Below are 17159 nucleotides of genomic sequence, written 5' to 3'. Positions count from 1 at the left end.
ACCATTATAACGTTATAACGCGTAATTCAATATTAGGGAATTCGACGTTCAGTAGAAAAATAGGCAGATATGAGTCGTTGCTCAGGTAAAACAGCAATGACATCCCCTTTTTTATCCACAACATAAATTAAATGATATTTCTCTCTCTTAAATAGACGCAAAATAGGGTCTAAATGTTTCGTTCCATTCGTAATAATCGGTTGTGCAATGGTACTTAGCATGGCGTATTTAGCATATACTGGATCTCTATTCATCAGAAATCTCATAAACCGATAAGGAATGTTACGATAATCGACAACATTGGAATAGAAAAGAAATAGACCAATCATGAGCAGATTAAGTTGTATTACTCCTTTTCCCTCAATTAGAGGCAGTATTGCATATAATACTACAGCTATACTTGTTACTATACTTACTCTTGTTGACCATAGTAAAGTCCCGTAATAAGAAAAATATCGACTTGTCAGTGATTGTAATATTTTACCACCATCGAGCGGAGGAATCGGTAGCAGATTGAACAATGCAATGACCATATTTCCTTGCATAATATATGAAATATATTCGCTATTCCCCCACCCTAGAGACATGAACATCATTCCAATAATTATCATGATTCCATTTTGAAGGGGGCCTGCCACAGCAATTGCAATTTCCTTCCATGCCGTTAACTTTCCCTGGTCTTCAATTATCACTACGCCTCCGAATGGAAGTAACTGGACAGATAAGACCTTTATACCAAATAATAATGCCATACTTAAATGACCCATTTCATGTATAAGGACAATAACAAATAGCGTGATTAACTCAATAAAGTTACCAGTCAATATAGACATTAACATCACAATTATAAATAAAGGATGTAATTTTAGCGTTATCCCTCGGATATTAATCAAAAGACATCACATCTAATGGATCAACATAACTCTCGCCCTGTTTCATAGCAAAATATAATGTTTGCGGCTGTACAGAATGTGCGTTAGATAACCATCCAATATGCTCTCCAGCTTCTATCCAATCATTTACCTTCAAAGTAGTATCTAAGTGGCCATAAACAGCCGACAATCCACCCCTATGTTGAATAGTTAGTGTTTTGCCCGACATCGTTTCGTTCAGCACTTCTATGACACGTCCAGTCGCTACACTTTTAACCTGCTGAGTAGCATTTGAATCTTCGTTCGGACTTATTTCAATTCCTCTTAGCTCCGCAGAGAAAGGAGTTGTTACTATTCCATGTATCGGCGCAATCAAGGTTTGTGATGCAATAACCTTCAGTGGGTCATTCTTACTCTCCTTGAAAATAGGGATAATGCTGGGTGCCTCTCCGAAATGAGCAACATACCATGACTCTGCCGCTTGGAAATCCATTTCCCGATTTAGTGATTGTGCAATATAATGTTGAATACTCACTGTCCAAGCCTGCTGCGAACGATAGATTCCAATAATTAACCCAAACAATACGGCACTTAATAGTAGTCTCCATATAAAACTTGAGATAAAAGAATGACTTGTTCTATTTCCATAGTCTTCATTCCAACGCCCCCGTTCCTTTTTCCATACCACTTCAGGATCACGTTCCCGCACTTCTTTTTTATCGATGATCATTCATCCCCTTAAGAGACTCTTTTATCACCTATTTTATGAGAGATGCCCATCTATTTAGAACAAGCCTCCTTAACAGCAACATTTATAAATAAAAAAGAGATTGTCCTAAAGCTAGATTCCTAGCTTTTAAAGACAGTCTCTTATTTCCAAAACTATATTATCCCATTCCTAGGAATTTCTTGAATCGTTTAAACGCACCTTGTTTAGTATCCATTTGCATCAAGGGCACTGTATCACCCAAAATACGTCTAGCGATATTACGATAGGCAATCGCTGCTTTGGATTCTGGATTCATTACTGTTGGCTCTCCATTGTTAGCCGCTTTGATCACGTACTCATCATCTGGTACGATCCCAATCAAATCGATATTCAATACTTGAAGAATGTCCTCAATCTCAAGCATGTCACCACTCTTCATCATATTCGGTCGTATTCGATTCACAACGAGCATCGGAGACTTCACATTTGAACTTTCCAATAGCCCGATAATGCGATCAGCATCTCGAACTGCAGCGTTCTCTGGCGTCGTAACAACAATAGCTCTATCAGCCCCAGCAATTGCATTCTTAAATCCTTGCTCAATACCCGCTGGACAATCAATAATAACATAATCATATTCTTTCTTAAGCTCAAGAATAATATCCCTTACCTGTTCAGGTTTAACAGAATCCTTATCTTTCGTCTGTGCTGCTGGTAACATATATAACTCATCGAATCGTTTATCCTTCACTAGTGCTTGCCCTAGACGACACCGTCCCTCGGCTACATCAATTAGATCGTAAATAATGCGATTCTCAAGCCCCATGACCACATCTAAATTACGAAGGCCTATGTCGGTATCCACCAAACACACCTTTTTACCAAGTAAAGCAAGCGCAGTTCCAATATTCGCTGTCGTGGTTGTCTTACCTACCCCACCCTTACCAGAAGTAACGACAATAGCCTCTCCCATGCACTACACCCCCTTAAACATGTTAAAATCTCTCCGTAAACGTACAATATTACTCATTTTATCAATTTGCATAACTCCATCCTGTAAATATGCAAATTCCATAGTCGTTTCCCATGTCTCCCACTCATCGGGCGGACGGCTAATCATATCGGAGATCCTTAACTGTGTCGGAGCAAAGTGAGAAGCCGCAATAACAGCATCCTCATACCCCTCCACTCCTGCGTGAGCCATTCCACGTAACGATCCTAGAATATAAATATCTCCAGTACATGTCACAGAACCTCCGGGGTTAACATCACCCAGAAATAGAAGATTTCCCTGATGATGAAGAACCTGACCCGAACGAACCATTCCACTTACGACGGTAATATTACTCCCTATCTCTTCTTCTTGTTTCAATTCTTGTGATTCAACAGAACGTACCAGTAGATTACCTTTTTGTTTCATAATATCGAGAATATTCTGTTTCTGGTCCTCGGTTACAACCCTTGAACCTAGTTTTATATCCACATGTATAATGGGTCCCGTCAAAATATTCGTATGGCTATATTCCAGTTTATAGCGAAGCTCAGTCAGTAAATCCTCAAAGTCACACTCAGCATCAAGCAGGAATACCAGGCCATCCTTAATCCCCTTAATCGTGACATGATTGGATTTCACAGTCATAACCTGTCCCTCCCATCCTCTTTCATTTCGTGCCCTGAGTCCGAAGTTCCTGCTTTGACCTTTAATTTGTAGAATTTGGCCTAAGCCACTTTCTCTTTTTGGTTAAGTTTACTAATTTTTTCTAGTTGAGATCGTAGTGGAACATAGATTATTAAAGCAAAGACAAAATGAACGAATAAGTCAGGAAGAATATGATGCACCAAAGCCCAATCATACGTCGTATGATTCATTTGAAATATCGTATATATTCCAAATAACGTACTATCCAATAGTAGGCTACCCAACAGAATAACTGTCATCATAATTGGCATAGGTGCCCGCGGAGTTTGGAATACGAACCCCATAAAATAGGCGGAGAATCCCATTGCAAATGAATAGGTCCCCATGATTTGACCATAAAAGACAACATCATGGAGCATTCCAAATATGATCCCAAGTACTAATGCCGTATGACGATGGTTATAGATCGACACAAATAGAATCACGATGTACACCAAATTCGGCACAATTCTAGACTGCCATGCTCCAGGAATAAACCAAGGCACAATTGTTCCTTCAAGTATAAACAGTAGAAACAGCAACATAATAAGGACGGGTCTACGCATCATCACTATTCTTGAACCTCCGGTGTAAACACTACAAATAATTGCTTCCAATCCTCAAAGTTTGCGGCAGGTATAATCGTAGCTGTCCTAAGCGATCCCATTTCTCCGACTTGGACACTCTCCACAGTTCCAACAACCATTCCCCTTGGATACAGACCACCACTACCAGAAGTTACTATTGTATCAAACTTTTTGAGTGGGTCCTCCTCTTTAATTCCTGTCATAAGTAATGTACCGCTCTTCTGATCATAACTCTCAATAATTCCAAAGGATTTATCCTGATTATCCAGAGCTGTTGCAGCAATAGCATTTGTATTGGGATCCTTAACATCCATCGTTGTAATCAGCTTCACTGTTGAAGTAAAGTTACTGACTTTACTAACGACACCCACAAGCCCCTCTACAGAAGTAACCGTCATATCCACCTTCACACCATCACGTTGCCCAATATCTATAACCAATGATCGATTATTCGGGTCTGTATTCACACTAACCACCTGCGCAATATGGAATTCATAATTATTTTTCTCACTTTGCGCTTGTGTGAATTTAAGGTGGCGTTTAAGATCGTTATTCTCAGCTTCCATAAAATTAAATCGTGCTTTCTCGCGCGTGTACTGTGCGAGCGCAATTTTTAGCTCTTCGTTCTCTTCATAGATACCTCTCATGTTACCGATATCTTCAAACAAGCCCGCTATATAGCCAGCGGGCTTATAAAATATATTTTGTACGAAACCGACCGTATCTCTTACGAATTTCTCTGGCCAAGACAATGAAGTCCTTGAACCAATCGTAAAACCCATAAGAGTAATAAACATAACGATACCAATTAATATAACAAATAACCTTTTATTCGCTAACAACTTAAACAGTTTCAACACCCTCTAACATTGCTGATTTCTCTCCCATATCAGGGGTTGATTCACATGATCATCCTACCGTTTCGATCTAGATAGAGACTTAAATAAATGAATATTTTCCAAAGCCTTACCTGTACCGATAGCGACACAATCTAATGGATTCTCTGCAACAATAACTGGCATGCCCGTCTCTTGAGCAAGTAACTTATCTAGGTTGCGTAGTAGAGCTCCACCACCTGTTAATACAATCCCACGATCCATAATGTCTGCTGCAAGTTCAGGCGGACACTTCTCAAGGGTTACCTTAACTGCTTCAACAATGGAGTTGACCGTATCACCAAGAGCTTCACTAATTTCATCCGAAGTAATCGTAATGGTCTTCGGTAATCCAGACACTAAGTCCCGACCACGTATTTCCATCGTTTCTACTTGATCTAAAGGAAGGGCAGAACCAATATCGATCTTCATTTGCTCGGTTGTCCGTTCACCAATCATCAAGTTATATTGTCGCTTAATATATTGCATAATGGCTTCATCCATGTTATCGCCTGCAACACGAACCGAACGACTTGTTACAATTCCTCCAAGAGAGATAACAGCCACTTCCGTCGTTCCTCCACCGATGTCTACAACCATACTACCTGTTGGTTCCCAGACCGGAAGATCAGCACCAATAGCTGCAGCAAATGGTTCTTCAATGATAAACGCTTCCCTTGCACCTGCTTGCTTCGTAGCATCCTCAACGGCACGCTGTTCCACAGCCGTAATTCCTGAAGGTACACATACCATAACATTCGGATGACGTTGAAATAAAGAGCGTTGCTTCTGTGCTTGTTTAATAAAGTATTTGATCATCGTCGCTGTGATATCAAAATCCGCAATAACGCCATCTTTCATAGGTCGTATCGCTTGGATATTTCCAGGAGTACGTCCAATCATTCTTTTGGCGGATTCACCGACAGCCTCAATGCTTTTCGTATCTAGTCTAATTGCTACCACTGAAGGTTCTCTCACAACAATACCCTTACCGCGGACATAAACAAGTGTATTCGCTGTCCCCAAATCAATACCTAAATCTTTCGTGAAACCACCTAACATGCTGTAAACTCCCTTTCTCTGTCAATCTTAACCAAGTATATTACATCAAGCCTTGCTCCTTCAAACTAACGAAATCACCATCTCCAATGATGACATGGTCCAATACCTCAATTCCAATAATATGACCTGCCTCTACTAAACGAGAAGTCAAAGATATATCTTCAGGACTTGGAGTTGGATCTCCACTAGGATGGTTGTGCGCACATACGATCGACGCACTACTACATTTGATAGCTGCGCGAAATACCTCACGTGGATGAACGATGGAGGCGTTTAAACTCCCCATAGAAAGTGTCTCCTGGGCAATGACATGATTTTTTGTATTCAGAAATAAACAGACAAAATGTTCCTTTTGTAAATACCTCAATTGTTCGTTGAGCAAATCCACTGCGTCACGCGGGCTACGAATAGTAACCGTGTCACCCATTCGAGATTTCACTAGCCTTTGTCCTAATTCAATTGCAGCTTTAAGCTGAACTGCCTTCGCATTTCCAATGCCTTTAATTTGTGTAAGTTCATCAATACTAAGATCCACTAGGTTGCGAATACTTCCCACTTGATTCATAATCCGTTGCGCTAAGTGAATAGCCGATTCCTTATGGGATCCCGTACGTAATAGTATTGCCAACAATTCAGCGTGGCTTAAGGCGTCCGCCCCATATTGCATCATGCGTTCTCGTGGTCGTTCTTCATGGGGGAGGTCGCGTAATAACATAGCATGCGACTCCATTGTATTCCCCTCTTTCATTCATTTCAAATACCTAAGAAAACTACAATACGTCCATTCCTAACTCCGATAACATATCGGAGAGAAGAGATAAAGATAAGCCCACGACATTGAAGTAACAGCCTTCTATTCTGTCAATAAAGGTCGCTCCAAGGCCTTGTATTGCATAGGATCCTGCCTTATCTGAAGGTTCACCACTATTTACGTATGCTTGAATCGTTCGATTGGATAAAGATTTCATAGTAACAGAAGTTATCCTATGACTGATCAACGTTCTACCTGTCAGTACATCTATGCACGCTATGCCAGTGTATACCTCATGGGTTCTCCCCTGAAGAGATAATAACATACGATACGCATCCTGGTCATTCTTTGGCTTGCCGAGTACCTCATTGTCTAATAGAACAATAGTATCGCTTCCTACAATGATAGAACGTTCCGTATCATTTAGGCAAGAACGATGAACAGCTTCCGCTTTGCGATGTGCTAATCCTTCTACAATCTCTCCAGGAGTCCAGTTCTCAGGTGTATCTTCATCTACATGACTCGCTTGTATGACGTATGGAATACGTAGGGAGGAGATTAATTCCTGCCGACGCGGTGATGTCGATGCTAGAATAATTACATGTGAATGTTGTGATGTCAAATCAATTTCCCCTTTATCCCAATTATAGCTTGCGATACAGCCAAACAGAGATAATCATACTAAGTAAACTAAGCAAACACAGTTTCAATTGAATTGTGAAATCATACTTGATAATATTCAGGTCAGCTTGTGGTGACCATTTAATCATCGTTGATGCAGTCAAAAAAGATAGACTTTGAACAGGTTCAAGCGCTTGAGCTATTAAAGCCCCTACGAGCCAACCAAGCACAAGAAACAATATAAGCATTCCTACGTTTCTTTTCATTCATATCTTCCTCGCCATTTTTTGACACACACATTATTATACGGTTAATTCTACTTCAATACAAACAAAAATCCGACAAGGGATGTATTTCCAAATCTCCTGTCGGATATACGAACATTTTAACTCGTTATCATCATTTCTAGAACTTGCTTCTGACCCATTATATATTGCATCATGAATGATTGTATTTCCCACAAATGACCTTTTGATGTGTTCTTGTTATATTCAACTACTGATGATAAGGCACTATTCATAGCTAGTTCCATCTGTTTGACCTCTGCGCTTCCTTCAGGAGTAAGCCCCACGTGGATATTCTTGATAGATTCTGTCCATAACCGGTGCAATTCAGTCAAAGCTACTGTGTCACTATTACTTAAAGACGTAGGTCGTTCCATCCCCAGTAAGACTGATGATTGATTACTTAAAGAAGCAATAAGATTCGTGCTGACTGCAAAATAATCATTTAAGCTTTGTGCATCCCCTGCAAAAGTAAGTTCGCTTGCTGACGGAAGTATAATTTCTCGAACATAGAGTTCGACCCCTTGAGTCTTTAACTGATTACTTAGCAATTTAGCCTGTTCACGATCTGTCGATATACCTGCGTATACTCTATTTTCCTGATTCGGATCATCACCAGCAGCTAAACCAATCTGCTCAAGCTCCTTTTTAGCTATTTCCACTCGTTCAGCATTACTAAACACGCCATACTGCAACATATAATAGGTTTGGGGTTCAATCGTTACTGCGACAGCTGGTATTTGTCCATTACTGTCGGTAGGCACCAGGCTTGTAACTGTAATGGCTTCTGTATCTGTTATCATTGATGAATCCTTAGGAAAGATGCTTCCTAAATCAATAAAGGAAAGAACTACAAAGCCGAACAACGCTCCTGTCACTACAGCGGCAGTAACAGTACCAAATATTTTCCACAATGACGTGGGCCTATGCTTCCGGTATTCTGAATGGATATCATTAATATCAGGGCTTACCTTTCCTTCCAGCTCTGTCTCTATACTATATAAATCATCATATTCATTTTCCCTTAAATCCACTTTTTGTTGACGATTCATCATCATCTCTTCCCACGCTTCATTCTTGCTGAACGGATCTCCCCATCCCTCTAGCGGTTCCGGTACAACGGTTAATCTAGGATAAGTCTCATTTCTCACTACATCCCTGGGTTCACTTTCAATTAGCTTCTCTACTGCTTTCTCTACGTTAGATGTTTTCTCATTCCACTCCGCATTCCGCTCACCTTCATCGAATCGAAATGTCATTCTTCCCTTATTCATTGTGAACACCCACCTTGTCTCATCTTCTATTATCTAGATATATGATAGATTTCAGAAAGATATGTTCAACAATGAATACTTCTGAGAATAGAGACCACTGAGAATCCAATTGTAGAATGCATACATATTCAGAAGGATACCGCTACAATGACGGATTGTCCTTACAATCGCTATTGCCCTCTGATTTCTTAATTATATACCGCTTGAGCGGTTGAAATCAGAGGGCAAATCATATGCTTCCGAGTGGGTTGAAATCTTCTCCGATAATTTTAAATGAATGCTGACCTTCAAAGAGTTCAGTAACAAATACAGCCATACTAGCTGCATTCACCGCAACTAGAAAAAGGCGATCCATAACGTCCAAATCTGAAATCTCCGTAATTTTCAATTGAACATCCTGAGGTATAGAACCAAAACGTGTATTTAATATTCCCAACAAATCTGTTGCATCCGATTTCAAAGCATTGTTCCTCATTATTTGCTCATACGTCATTGTTCATTCTCCTTATCTATGTATGAATCAAGAAACTCTGATTCTTATTCATTTCGTATTCTATTCCATCTAATAGATGTATCTTAACACCCTAAATATAGTCTATTTGTGAGACCAGTCACATGTGCTTCATGTTGCTCATTGTAGAGTAGATGATGTCATTATGTTCTTATTTGAAGTACAGAAATTTGTTAAATCCAATAGAGGAGGATATACACATGATCAATACACTGGATACAACTTTAGTCTTAGGGAAGATGGAGGAGCTGTGTACGGAATTACTACAACAAGACGCATATCAGGAGCTAAGGCAAATGATTGACCAATTCGCCTCAGATGAACAAGCTATTGAGAAATATGAGCACTTCCTGGAACTACAACATACCATGCAACAAAAAGAAGCACAGGGATTGGAGTTGACTGAAGCGGAGGTCAACGACTACGAACAAGAAGAGGCTGACATATATAAGGACGATGTTATCCGCAAATTTCTATTTGCACAACGGGAGTTCAGTCAACTTCACAGTTTGGTTAGTCAGTATTTCACCAAAACCGTTGAGCTCAATAGACTACCCGAACAAAAAGAATTGAAAAAGGGCGGTTGTGGGTGCGGCGGAAACTGTGGCGGAGGGCATTAATAACATCAAGAAGAAACGGTAATCCTAAGTTAATAGGATTACCGTTTTTGTTTCCTTTCTGTTACAACACTGTGTTCATTACCCGTGGGAATAGTACGTTATCTTCTAAATTGATATGTTGATTCATATCTGACTCTAACTCCTGTAACATTTGGTAGGTCAACCGAAAGATATCGTTCGCATCATCTGGAAGTGTATAATTATTCGTCACTTCCCGGATTTGGTTAAGGATATCCTCGCTAGAATCATGTTCACTCTCCAATGCCTCCATCATACGCAGACATTTCTGAAGCATTAGGTCTGAAGGATCTTGTTCCAATTTCTTAATCGCCGGGAACATATCCATCTCTTCCTTCGGCAGATGGATTAATAATTCCTTGTGCACTTTGGCGAACAGCCTACGTACCTTAGTAAGTTCAGGATGGAGCTTCCCATGACTGTTCTCGATTTCAATCGTATATTGAGCAAGCATAGGTAATGTTCGATACAAGTAGCCATGATGAATGTTCACGATATATTCTATCAATTCGCTGAATGTTTTGTCCATATTGGACCTCCTTCAAATGAGATAGAATTATCATAGTTCGCAAAGTCAATCCGAGTATGTGACTGGACTCACTAAGTCGAATCATCTCCTACTCTATAATCAAAATCACAAACAAACTATTTTCTAGGAGGAATAAAAAATGAGTCAATATGCTGCAACTGTCAACGCTACTGAATATCCACCACATTTAAAACATAAGGTGATCTTCGAAACATTTAATAATCTACAACCGTCTGAAGCTATGCTCCTAGTAAACGATCACGATCCGAAGCCTCTCCGCTTCCAGTTCGAATCGATGCATTCAGGACAATTCACATGGGAATATATTGAACAAGGCCCAACGACCTTTCAAGTTAGAATTGGAAGAGTGTAACCTGGCTTAACCATAAAAAATACACGTCATATCCTTATGGATACGACGTGTTTTTTTATAATGATGCATATGTTGTTATCTCACCATTACTTTTTATTCATACCTTTAGCAAGTTCAGCTCCAACCTTCCAAATATCTCCTGCCCCCATAGTAAGAACAACATCTCCAGATGCGACTCTGTTCTTCAAATCCTCAAGGACCAATTCCTTTGTCGGAATGTATCTTGCCGTCGCATTACTGTTCTGCACAATAAGTTCCACTAATCTAGAAGAATGGACACCTTCAATTTCCTGTTCACCTGCAGGCGAGTATATATCCGTAATAATGACCTCATCTGCTTCACTAAAGGCTCGGCTAAATGCATCCAGTAGAAAGAATGTACGCGAATATCGCTGCGGTTGGAATACTGCAATAATGCGTTTACCCGTCGCTTTTGCCGCACTAATGGTAGCTTCAATCTCCGTCGGATGATGTGCATAATCATCAATGATGAGAATACCATTCTCTTCGCCAAGTACCTGGAAACGACGCTTTGCACCATTAAACTCCAATATTTCTCGCACGATAGATTCGAAAGGTATGCCTGACTTAAGACAGACAATAACAGTTGCCATCGCATTGTACACATTATGAAGTCCTGGAACAGACAATTTTACTACTCCAAGCTTCTCGCCTCTATGACTCAATGTGAAGGCAATTTGGCGATCTCCAAGAGTAACTTCACTTGCCATATAATCCGCTTCTGTCTTTATACCAAAAGTGGTAATAGAGCTATTTAGTCTCGGTAAAATAGACTGTACATTCTGATCATCAGCGCAAACAACAGCTATACCGTCTTCACGAATCTGATTCAAAAATTGAACGTACGCTCCCTTTAGCTGTTCGAAGTCACTGTTATAATTCTCCAAGTGATCCGCTTCAATATTGGTAACTACGCCAAGCCATGGGTGGTATTGCAAGAACGAACCATCACTTTCGTCTGCCTCAGCGACAACATGTTCTCCTTGACCTGCCTTCGCGTTCGTCCCTATATTCATAATCTCTCCACCGATAATATAGGTAGGATCGATTCCGCATCTTTCCATTACCAGTGCAATCATAGATGACGTAGTCGTCTTGCCATGAGCCCCAGCAACAGCTACCCCTTTCCGCTCGTTTAGCAACCTAGCCAACATTTGCGAACGATGTAACACCGGAATATTGAGTTGTTCTGCTTCCACTACTTCCACATTATCTTTGGATAGAGCAGTCGAATATACGACTACGTCAGCACCATGCACTTGTTCTGCAGTATGTCCAATATAAATTTTGGCTCCATTGGCAGCTAACTTTTCCGTTAACTCCTGGGAGACCATATCCGAACCCGTAACTGTATAACCCATTTCTAACATAACTCTTGCGATGGCGCTCATCCCGTAGCCACCAATGCCAATAAAATGAATATGTTCTGATGTATTCAACCGTTATTCACCAACCTTTTTCAGAATCGGATTGATTTAAGAGAGATCCTCGCACGTCGGCAATGAGATATAATGTACCAGATACCACTCCAAGATCCTCCTCTTCCGTCCGTAACTTTAATTTCTCTAGTGCTATTTGCCAATCAGGTTCTACGATAATTTGCAAAGTAGGTTTAGCGTAATTAGACTGCAAACGTTCCACAACCTCAAGTAGCTTATTAGCATCCATTTTCTTGCGGAAATCTGGTTCAGTTAGAATAAGTGTATCCACTAAAGGAAGTATATGCTTCAAGTAGGATTCATGATGCTTATTCCCCAACATCCCCATCATTAAATTTAATGATCGGTATTTATAATACTGAGGAATACTGTTAGCCAAGCTCTCAGCACCCTCTGGATTATGCGCTCCATCCACAATAATTCTAGGATGATTCACTACTTCTTCTAATCTTCCAGCCCATACAGTATCTCGGAATCCTTTGAGGATATCTTCATCTTCCATGACATAGGCCATATATTGACGTAGCACCTCTAGCACCATCATCGCACCTGCAGCGTTCGCAATCTGATGCTCACCCTTCATCCCAACTTCAATATCCATTGAGCGAAAAGGACCCTTGAAGTGGAATGACTGAACATCTACTTCAAATTTCACACGTTCATACGTAAAATTCTCCCCCGCAAGGTATAAGGTCGAGTTACTTCTATCTGCTGCTGCTTTCAGTATTTCTACTACTTCAGGCTGATCAGCACAACTAACGACAGGAACGCCACGCTTAATAATACCTGCCTTTTCCGTAGCAATAAGGGATAAGGTATCTCCCAGAATATCCGTATGATCTAAACCAACATTCGTAATGATAGAAACGACTGGAGTTACAATATTTGTTACATCCAGTCTACCCCCAAGACCCGTCTCCCATACGACAATATCAGGAACACAAACCTTAGCGTAGTATACAATCGCAATGGCCGTTGACACTTCAAACATCGTTGGTGATCCTTGGTCAGTTAATGCGATGCTCTCTACCACTGGACGTAATATATTCGTCAGATCGAGCAGCGTTTCTTCTGGAATATCTTCCCCATTATATTGAAATCGGTTAGTAAATTTAGTGATATACGGTGATGTGAACGTCCCTACTGAATAGCCTGCTTGTAACAATACCTTTGTTAAAAAAGCACAAGTGGATCCTTTACCATTGGTTCCCGCTACATGAATAAATTTTAGACGGTTCTGAGGTTGCCCAAGTTGTTCCATCATCATCTCCATGCGAGATAATCCTGGTCGGATTCCAAAAGGTATCAAGCCATTAATCCAATTAACTGCTTCATGATATGTCGTAAAGGGAGCTGGAACTTCAGCTACATTATCATTTCCCATGCTTTCCACCCTCAGCTCTATAAAATATTTGATGTTCGGCTTATCCTCTGAGTTCTTCTATTCTAGCCAATACTTTGCTGCGTTTATTAGAGTAGTCTGCCATCTTCGCAGTCTCTTCTTCTATAACTTTCGCAGGAGCTTTAGCAACGAATCCTTGATTACTTAGCTTCTTCTCAACTCGCTCAACCTCAGCATCTAACGTTTTTACCTCTTTTTCAAGACGTTCAATCTCTTGAGCAATATCAATCAATCCAGCCAAAGGCAAATACAACTCAGCACCTGTCACAACAGCTGTCATCGACTTATCTGGAGCTTGAATATCCACGCCTACTTCAAAGCTCGATGTATTACAGAAACGTTTCACGTATTTCTCATTACGACTCACGATTCCGAGCATCTCCACATCGCCTGCCTTGATAATCAGTTCAACCTTCTTACTCATAGGTACGTTAACCTCTGAACGAATATTACGTACCGTCCGGATAATTCCCATCAACATATTCATTTCATTCACTGCTTCTGGATGCTCAAAGGAAGCATTATACTCTGGCCATGGAGCTAGTGTAATCGTATCTCCTTCATGCGGAAGATGCTGCCATATCTCCTCCGTTATGAACGGCATGAACGGATGAATCAAGCGTAGCGTACGGTCAAGAACATAAGCAAGGACAGATTTCGTGCTCTTCTTAGCCTCTTCATCTTCTCCATATAATGACAGTTTAGCGAATTCGATATACCAGTCGCAAAGGTCATCCCATATAAAGTTATAAAGAACTCGGCCCGTCTCTCCAAAATCATAAACATCTATTAGACGCGTAATATCACGTGAAGTTTCGTTTAAACGATGTAGAATCCAACGATCTGACGTTTGTAAGTCGCCGCTTATATCAATATCCTCAAATGTGAAGCCTTCTAAATTCATCAGAGCAAATCGAGATGCATTCCATATTTTATTGGCGAAATTACGCGCTTGCTCTACACGCTCCCAACGGAAACGAAGATCTTGACCAGGCGTACTGCCCGTTGAAATCATATAACGCATGGCATCCGCGCCATACTTCTCAATAACTTCTAGTGGATCCACGCCATTGCCGAGTGACTTGGACATTTTGAGTCCATCCGAATCTCTAACCAAGCCATGCATCAATACATCCTGGAAAGGAATCTGGTCCGTGAATTCAAGTGCAGTGAATATCATTCGCGCCACCCAGAAGTAAATGATGTCATATCCCGTAACAAGTACATTCGTTGAGTAGTATCGTTTCAGATCTTCCGTATCATCAGGCCATCCAAGTGTTGAGAAAGGCCATAGTGCTGAGCTGAACCAAGTATCAAGTACATCATCGTCCTGTCTTAGTTCAGTGCTTCCACATTTAGAACATACATTCACATCATCTTGGGAAACGTGGATCTCACCACATGATTCACAATACCAAGCAGGGATGCGATGCCCCCACCAAAGTTGTCTTGATATACACCAGTCACGTACATTTTCAATCCAATTCAAATAAACTTTCTCAAATCGATCTGGAACGAAGTTTACACCCTTACCAGACTTCTGTACTTCAATCGCTCGTTCTGCTAATGGCTTCATCTTAACGAACCACTGTGTAGAAAGGTAAGGTTCCACTACAGCTCCCGTACGCTCACTATGTCCAACTTGATGAACATGATCCTCGATAAGGATTAACACACCTTGTTCTTGTAAATCCTTTACAATCTGTTTGCGGCATTCACTACGATCTAGACCTTCATATGGACCAGCAAGATCATTCATCGTTCCCGTATCATCCATAACTATAATTTGTTCCAATTGATGACGGAGGCCTACTTCGAAATCGTTCGGATCATGAGCAGGGGTAATCTTAACTGCACCACTCCCAAATTCTCGATCGACATATTCATCAGCAATAATCGGTATTTCACGATTCACGATAGGTAGTAAGACCGTTTTGCCAATCATATCTGTATATCGCTCATCTTTTGGATGAACAGCAATAGCAGAATCTCCTAGCATCGTCTCAGGGCGCGTCGTCGCCACAACAATATGACCGCTACCATCTTGTAGAGGATACTTCAGGTGATAAAGATGTCCCTGTACCTCTTTATGCTCCACTTCAATATCAGATAAGGCTGTTCGTGCAACTGGATCCCAGTTGATAATATATTTACCACGGTAGATTAGCCCCTTCTTATAGAGCTTCACGAACACTTCTTTTACAGCTTTGGAGAGACCTTCATCCAATGTGAACCGTTCTTTAGAATAATCAAGAGACAACCCCATCTTAGCCCACTGATCACGGATCGTATTCGCATACTGATCTTTCCACTCCCATACTTGATCTAGAAATTTCTCTCTTCCCAGATCATAGCGAGTTATTCCTTGCGCACGTAACTTCTGCTCTACTCTCGTCTGTGTAGCAATTCCTGCATGATCAGTTCCAGGCAACCAAAGCGCATCGTACCCCTGCATTCTCTTGGTTCGTATTAGAATATCTTGTAATGTGAAATCCATCGCGTGACCAATATGAAGCATCCCTGTCACATTTGGTGGTGGGATAACGATGGTATATGGCTTCGCATCCGGTCTTTGACCTGCTTTGAAGAATTCACCCTCTAACCAATATTTATACCATTTCTGTTCAGCGGATTTAGGATCATACGTTGTTGGCATTTCCGTCGTTGTTTTCATTTCTTTATCTGTCATTATTATTAAACCTCCAGTACATCTTCAAAATATCTAACAAGCAGAAACGGTTATGCCGTCCTTTTTCGTGGACGGTACCCGTCTCTGTGGAAATATAAGGATTAGAGTATCGAGAATCAATTTCATAATTACGCAACCCGATTTAGCTGCATCGGCGATTATGAAATTGATTCAAGTAAAACGTATACTTCTTATATTTGAACACAAAAAAACCTCACGCCCTCAAAGGACGAAAGGTTATCTTTCGCGGTACCACCTTTGTTTCATGATAAGTAAAATAATAAGCCAATATGACATAGGCTTACAATGATACTTCTCACGACACTCATACAGATAACGGCTGCAACCGGCCATATTCTAATCCCTTGTATAACACATGGACTCAAACAGGCAACTCCAGGGCGACTTTCGCTTGGCTTACATCCTACGGAATCTTCCAGCGTTGCAATTCCGCTCTCTGAAGGGTATGCCAACTACTCTTCCCATTCACAGTTGATTGTCAATATTCTGTATTAATAATAGCGTGCATGTTGCATATAGTCAACATCGTGTACATTAAGGACGTTGACTATATGCAACATCTTATAGTGCGTGTTCAAAAAGTCAAATTTTCAGCACCAAGAAGATTGGATGAAGCAAGGGAGTGAGGAGCGGAGCGTAGGCAGTACCTACGTGAGCACCGGAAGGACCGGCTGAATTCAATGTTCGATGTCGAATAAGCTTCTTGGCATACTTCGTGATCAAAAGATGACTTTTTGAACAACCTCTTATATACACAAAGGGCTATCATCTTAGTAATGAAAATCTACTAAGGTGATAGCCCTTTGTGTTAATAAAATTATCG

The 17159-nt window shown here is 40.7% G+C and carries 18 protein-coding genes and 1 other annotated feature; of the genes, 2 read left to right on the top strand and 16 right to left on the bottom strand.

What is annotated here, in order from left to right; genetic code table 11:
- Positions 1–32: 32 nt before the first annotated feature.
- The 12 genes from AC1TO8_RS11000 to AC1TO8_RS10945 all read right to left on the bottom strand — a co-directional run bounded on the left by AC1TO8_RS11000 (position 33) and on the right by AC1TO8_RS10945 (position 9206).
- Complete coding sequence (locus AC1TO8_RS11000; RefSeq protein ID WP_482055640.1) at positions 33–893, bottom strand: M50 family metallopeptidase; 861 nt, start codon at positions 891–893, stop codon at positions 33–35.
- Positions 886–1602 (bottom strand): peptidoglycan DD-metalloendopeptidase family protein, encoded by a 717-nt coding sequence (locus AC1TO8_RS10995; protein WP_482055639.1) that lies wholly within the window; start codon positions 1600–1602, stop codon positions 886–888. The genes AC1TO8_RS11000 and AC1TO8_RS10995 overlap by 8 nt, the downstream gene beginning before the upstream one ends.
- Positions 1603–1759: 157 nt before the next feature.
- Complete coding sequence (minD, locus tag AC1TO8_RS10990; protein ID WP_482055638.1) at positions 1760–2554, bottom strand: septum site-determining protein MinD; 795 nt, start codon at positions 2552–2554, stop codon at positions 1760–1762.
- Between the two features lie 3 nt (positions 2555–2557).
- Positions 2558–3220, bottom strand: a complete 663-nt coding sequence (gene minC / locus AC1TO8_RS10985; RefSeq protein WP_482055637.1) for a septum site-determining protein MinC — start codon at positions 3218–3220, stop codon at positions 2558–2560.
- A gap of 80 nt (positions 3221–3300) precedes the next feature.
- On the bottom strand, positions 3301–3831 hold the full coding sequence (mreD, locus tag AC1TO8_RS10980; protein ID WP_482055636.1) for a rod shape-determining protein MreD: 531 nt from the start codon (positions 3829–3831) through the stop codon (positions 3301–3303).
- Positions 3831–4706 carry a rod shape-determining protein MreC gene (gene mreC, locus AC1TO8_RS10975; protein ID WP_482055635.1) on the bottom strand — a complete coding sequence of 292 codons (876 nt, stop codon included), beginning with the start codon at positions 4704–4706 and terminating at the stop codon, positions 3831–3833. Before mreC ends, mreD begins: the two co-directional genes overlap by 1 nt.
- Before the next feature lie 54 nt (positions 4707–4760).
- Positions 4761–5783 (bottom strand): rod shape-determining protein, encoded by a 1023-nt coding sequence (locus AC1TO8_RS10970; protein WP_482055634.1) that lies wholly within the window; start codon positions 5781–5783, stop codon positions 4761–4763.
- A 40-nt stretch (positions 5784–5823) separates the two neighbouring features.
- On the bottom strand, positions 5824–6513 hold the full coding sequence (gene radC / locus AC1TO8_RS10965) for a RadC family protein (protein WP_482055633.1): 690 nt from the start codon (positions 6511–6513) through the stop codon (positions 5824–5826).
- A 40-nt stretch (positions 6514–6553) separates the two neighbouring features.
- Positions 6554–7156 (bottom strand): Maf family protein, encoded by a 603-nt coding sequence (locus AC1TO8_RS10960; RefSeq protein WP_482055632.1) that lies wholly within the window; start codon positions 7154–7156, stop codon positions 6554–6556.
- A gap of 22 nt (positions 7157–7178) precedes the next feature.
- Positions 7179–7421 carry a DUF4321 domain-containing protein gene (locus tag AC1TO8_RS10955; RefSeq protein WP_438347118.1) on the bottom strand — a complete coding sequence of 81 codons (243 nt, stop codon included), beginning with the start codon at positions 7419–7421 and terminating at the stop codon, positions 7179–7181.
- A 119-nt stretch (positions 7422–7540) separates the two neighbouring features.
- A complete protein-coding gene (locus AC1TO8_RS10950) occupies positions 7541–8713 on the bottom strand; it encodes an SPOR domain-containing protein (protein WP_482055631.1) in 1173 nt (390 codons plus the stop codon).
- 229 nt (positions 8714–8942) lie between these two features.
- Positions 8943–9206: a hypothetical protein gene (locus AC1TO8_RS10945; protein WP_482055630.1), complete on the bottom strand. Its 264-nt coding sequence runs from the start codon at positions 9204–9206 to the stop codon at positions 8943–8945.
- 218 nt (positions 9207–9424) lie between these two features.
- Between AC1TO8_RS10945 and AC1TO8_RS10940 the strand changes: the two genes are divergently transcribed.
- On the top strand, positions 9425–9844 hold the full coding sequence (locus tag AC1TO8_RS10940; protein WP_482055629.1) for a YlbF family regulator: 420 nt from the start codon (positions 9425–9427) through the stop codon (positions 9842–9844).
- A gap of 61 nt (positions 9845–9905) precedes the next feature.
- On the opposite strand, the gene AC1TO8_RS10935 is transcribed toward AC1TO8_RS10940, so the two are convergent.
- Positions 9906–10391, bottom strand: a complete 486-nt coding sequence (locus tag AC1TO8_RS10935; RefSeq protein WP_482055628.1) for a hemerythrin domain-containing protein — start codon at positions 10389–10391, stop codon at positions 9906–9908.
- A 139-nt stretch (positions 10392–10530) separates the two neighbouring features.
- On the opposite strand from AC1TO8_RS10935, the gene AC1TO8_RS10930 reads away from it, so the two are divergent.
- A complete protein-coding gene (locus AC1TO8_RS10930; RefSeq protein WP_482055627.1) occupies positions 10531–10764 on the top strand; it encodes a DUF2249 domain-containing protein in 234 nt (77 codons plus the stop codon).
- An 86-nt stretch (positions 10765–10850) separates the two neighbouring features.
- On the opposite strand, the gene murC is transcribed toward AC1TO8_RS10930, so the two are convergent.
- Genes murC through AC1TO8_RS10915 form a run of 3 tightly spaced genes read right to left on the bottom strand, consistent with a single transcriptional unit; the run spans position 10851 to position 16315 of the window.
- Complete coding sequence (murC, locus tag AC1TO8_RS10925; protein WP_482055626.1) at positions 10851–12224, bottom strand: UDP-N-acetylmuramate--L-alanine ligase; 1374 nt, start codon at positions 12222–12224, stop codon at positions 10851–10853.
- A 7-nt stretch (positions 12225–12231) separates the two neighbouring features.
- Positions 12232–13608, bottom strand: coding sequence for a bifunctional folylpolyglutamate synthase/dihydrofolate synthase (locus tag AC1TO8_RS10920; protein ID WP_482055625.1), 1377 nt, complete (start codon positions 13606–13608; stop codon positions 12232–12234).
- Between the two features lie 40 nt (positions 13609–13648).
- Positions 13649–16315, bottom strand: a complete 2667-nt coding sequence (locus AC1TO8_RS10915) for a valine--tRNA ligase (protein ID WP_482055624.1) — start codon at positions 16313–16315, stop codon at positions 13649–13651.
- A gap of 222 nt (positions 16316–16537) precedes the next feature.
- Positions 16538–16814, bottom strand: a binding site (T-box leader).
- Between the last annotated feature and the right edge of the window lie 345 nt (positions 16815–17159).

The organism is Paenibacillus sp. Y859 (assembly GCF_056786405.1).
Note: the sequence above shows the minus strand (reverse complement) of the source record. Positions and strands in the feature narration are given on the sequence as shown.

What these genes read in the sequence shown, in the direction of transcription:
- AC1TO8_RS10955 (WP_438347118.1), bottom strand. Translation starts at nt 7,421, where the DNA reads ATGAAAAGAAACGTAGGAATGCTTATATTGTTTCTTGTGCTTGGTTGG.
- AC1TO8_RS10950 (WP_482055631.1), bottom strand. Translation starts at nt 8,713, where the DNA reads ATGAATAAGGGAAGAATGACATTTCGATTCGATGAAGGTGAGCGGAAT.
- AC1TO8_RS10935 (WP_482055628.1), bottom strand. Translation starts at nt 10,391, where the DNA reads ATGGACAAAACATTCAGCGAATTGATAGAATATATCGTGAACATTCAT.
- AC1TO8_RS10995 (WP_482055639.1), bottom strand. Translation starts at nt 1,602, where the DNA reads ATGATCATCGATAAAAAAGAAGTGCGGGAACGTGATCCTGAAGTGGTA.
- AC1TO8_RS10940 (WP_482055629.1), top strand. Translation starts at nt 9,425, where the DNA reads ATGATCAATACACTGGATACAACTTTAGTCTTAGGGAAGATGGAGGAG.
- minC (WP_482055637.1), bottom strand. Translation starts at nt 3,220, where the DNA reads ATGACTGTGAAATCCAATCATGTCACGATTAAGGGGATTAAGGATGGC.
- radC (WP_482055633.1), bottom strand. Translation starts at nt 6,513, where the DNA reads ATGGAGTCGCATGCTATGTTATTACGCGACCTCCCCCATGAAGAACGA.
- AC1TO8_RS10915 (WP_482055624.1), bottom strand. Translation starts at nt 16,315, where the DNA reads ATGACAGATAAAGAAATGAAAACAACGACGGAAATGCCAACAACGTAT.
- AC1TO8_RS10930 (WP_482055627.1), top strand. Translation starts at nt 10,531, where the DNA reads ATGAGTCAATATGCTGCAACTGTCAACGCTACTGAATATCCACCACAT.
- AC1TO8_RS10970 (WP_482055634.1), bottom strand. Translation starts at nt 5,783, where the DNA reads ATGTTAGGTGGTTTCACGAAAGATTTAGGTATTGATTTGGGGACAGCG.
- AC1TO8_RS10920 (WP_482055625.1), bottom strand. Translation starts at nt 13,608, where the DNA reads ATGGGAAATGATAATGTAGCTGAAGTTCCAGCTCCCTTTACGACATAT.
- minD (WP_482055638.1), bottom strand. Translation starts at nt 2,554, where the DNA reads ATGGGAGAGGCTATTGTCGTTACTTCTGGTAAGGGTGGGGTAGGTAAG.
- AC1TO8_RS10945 (WP_482055630.1), bottom strand. Translation starts at nt 9,206, where the DNA reads ATGACGTATGAGCAAATAATGAGGAACAATGCTTTGAAATCGGATGCA.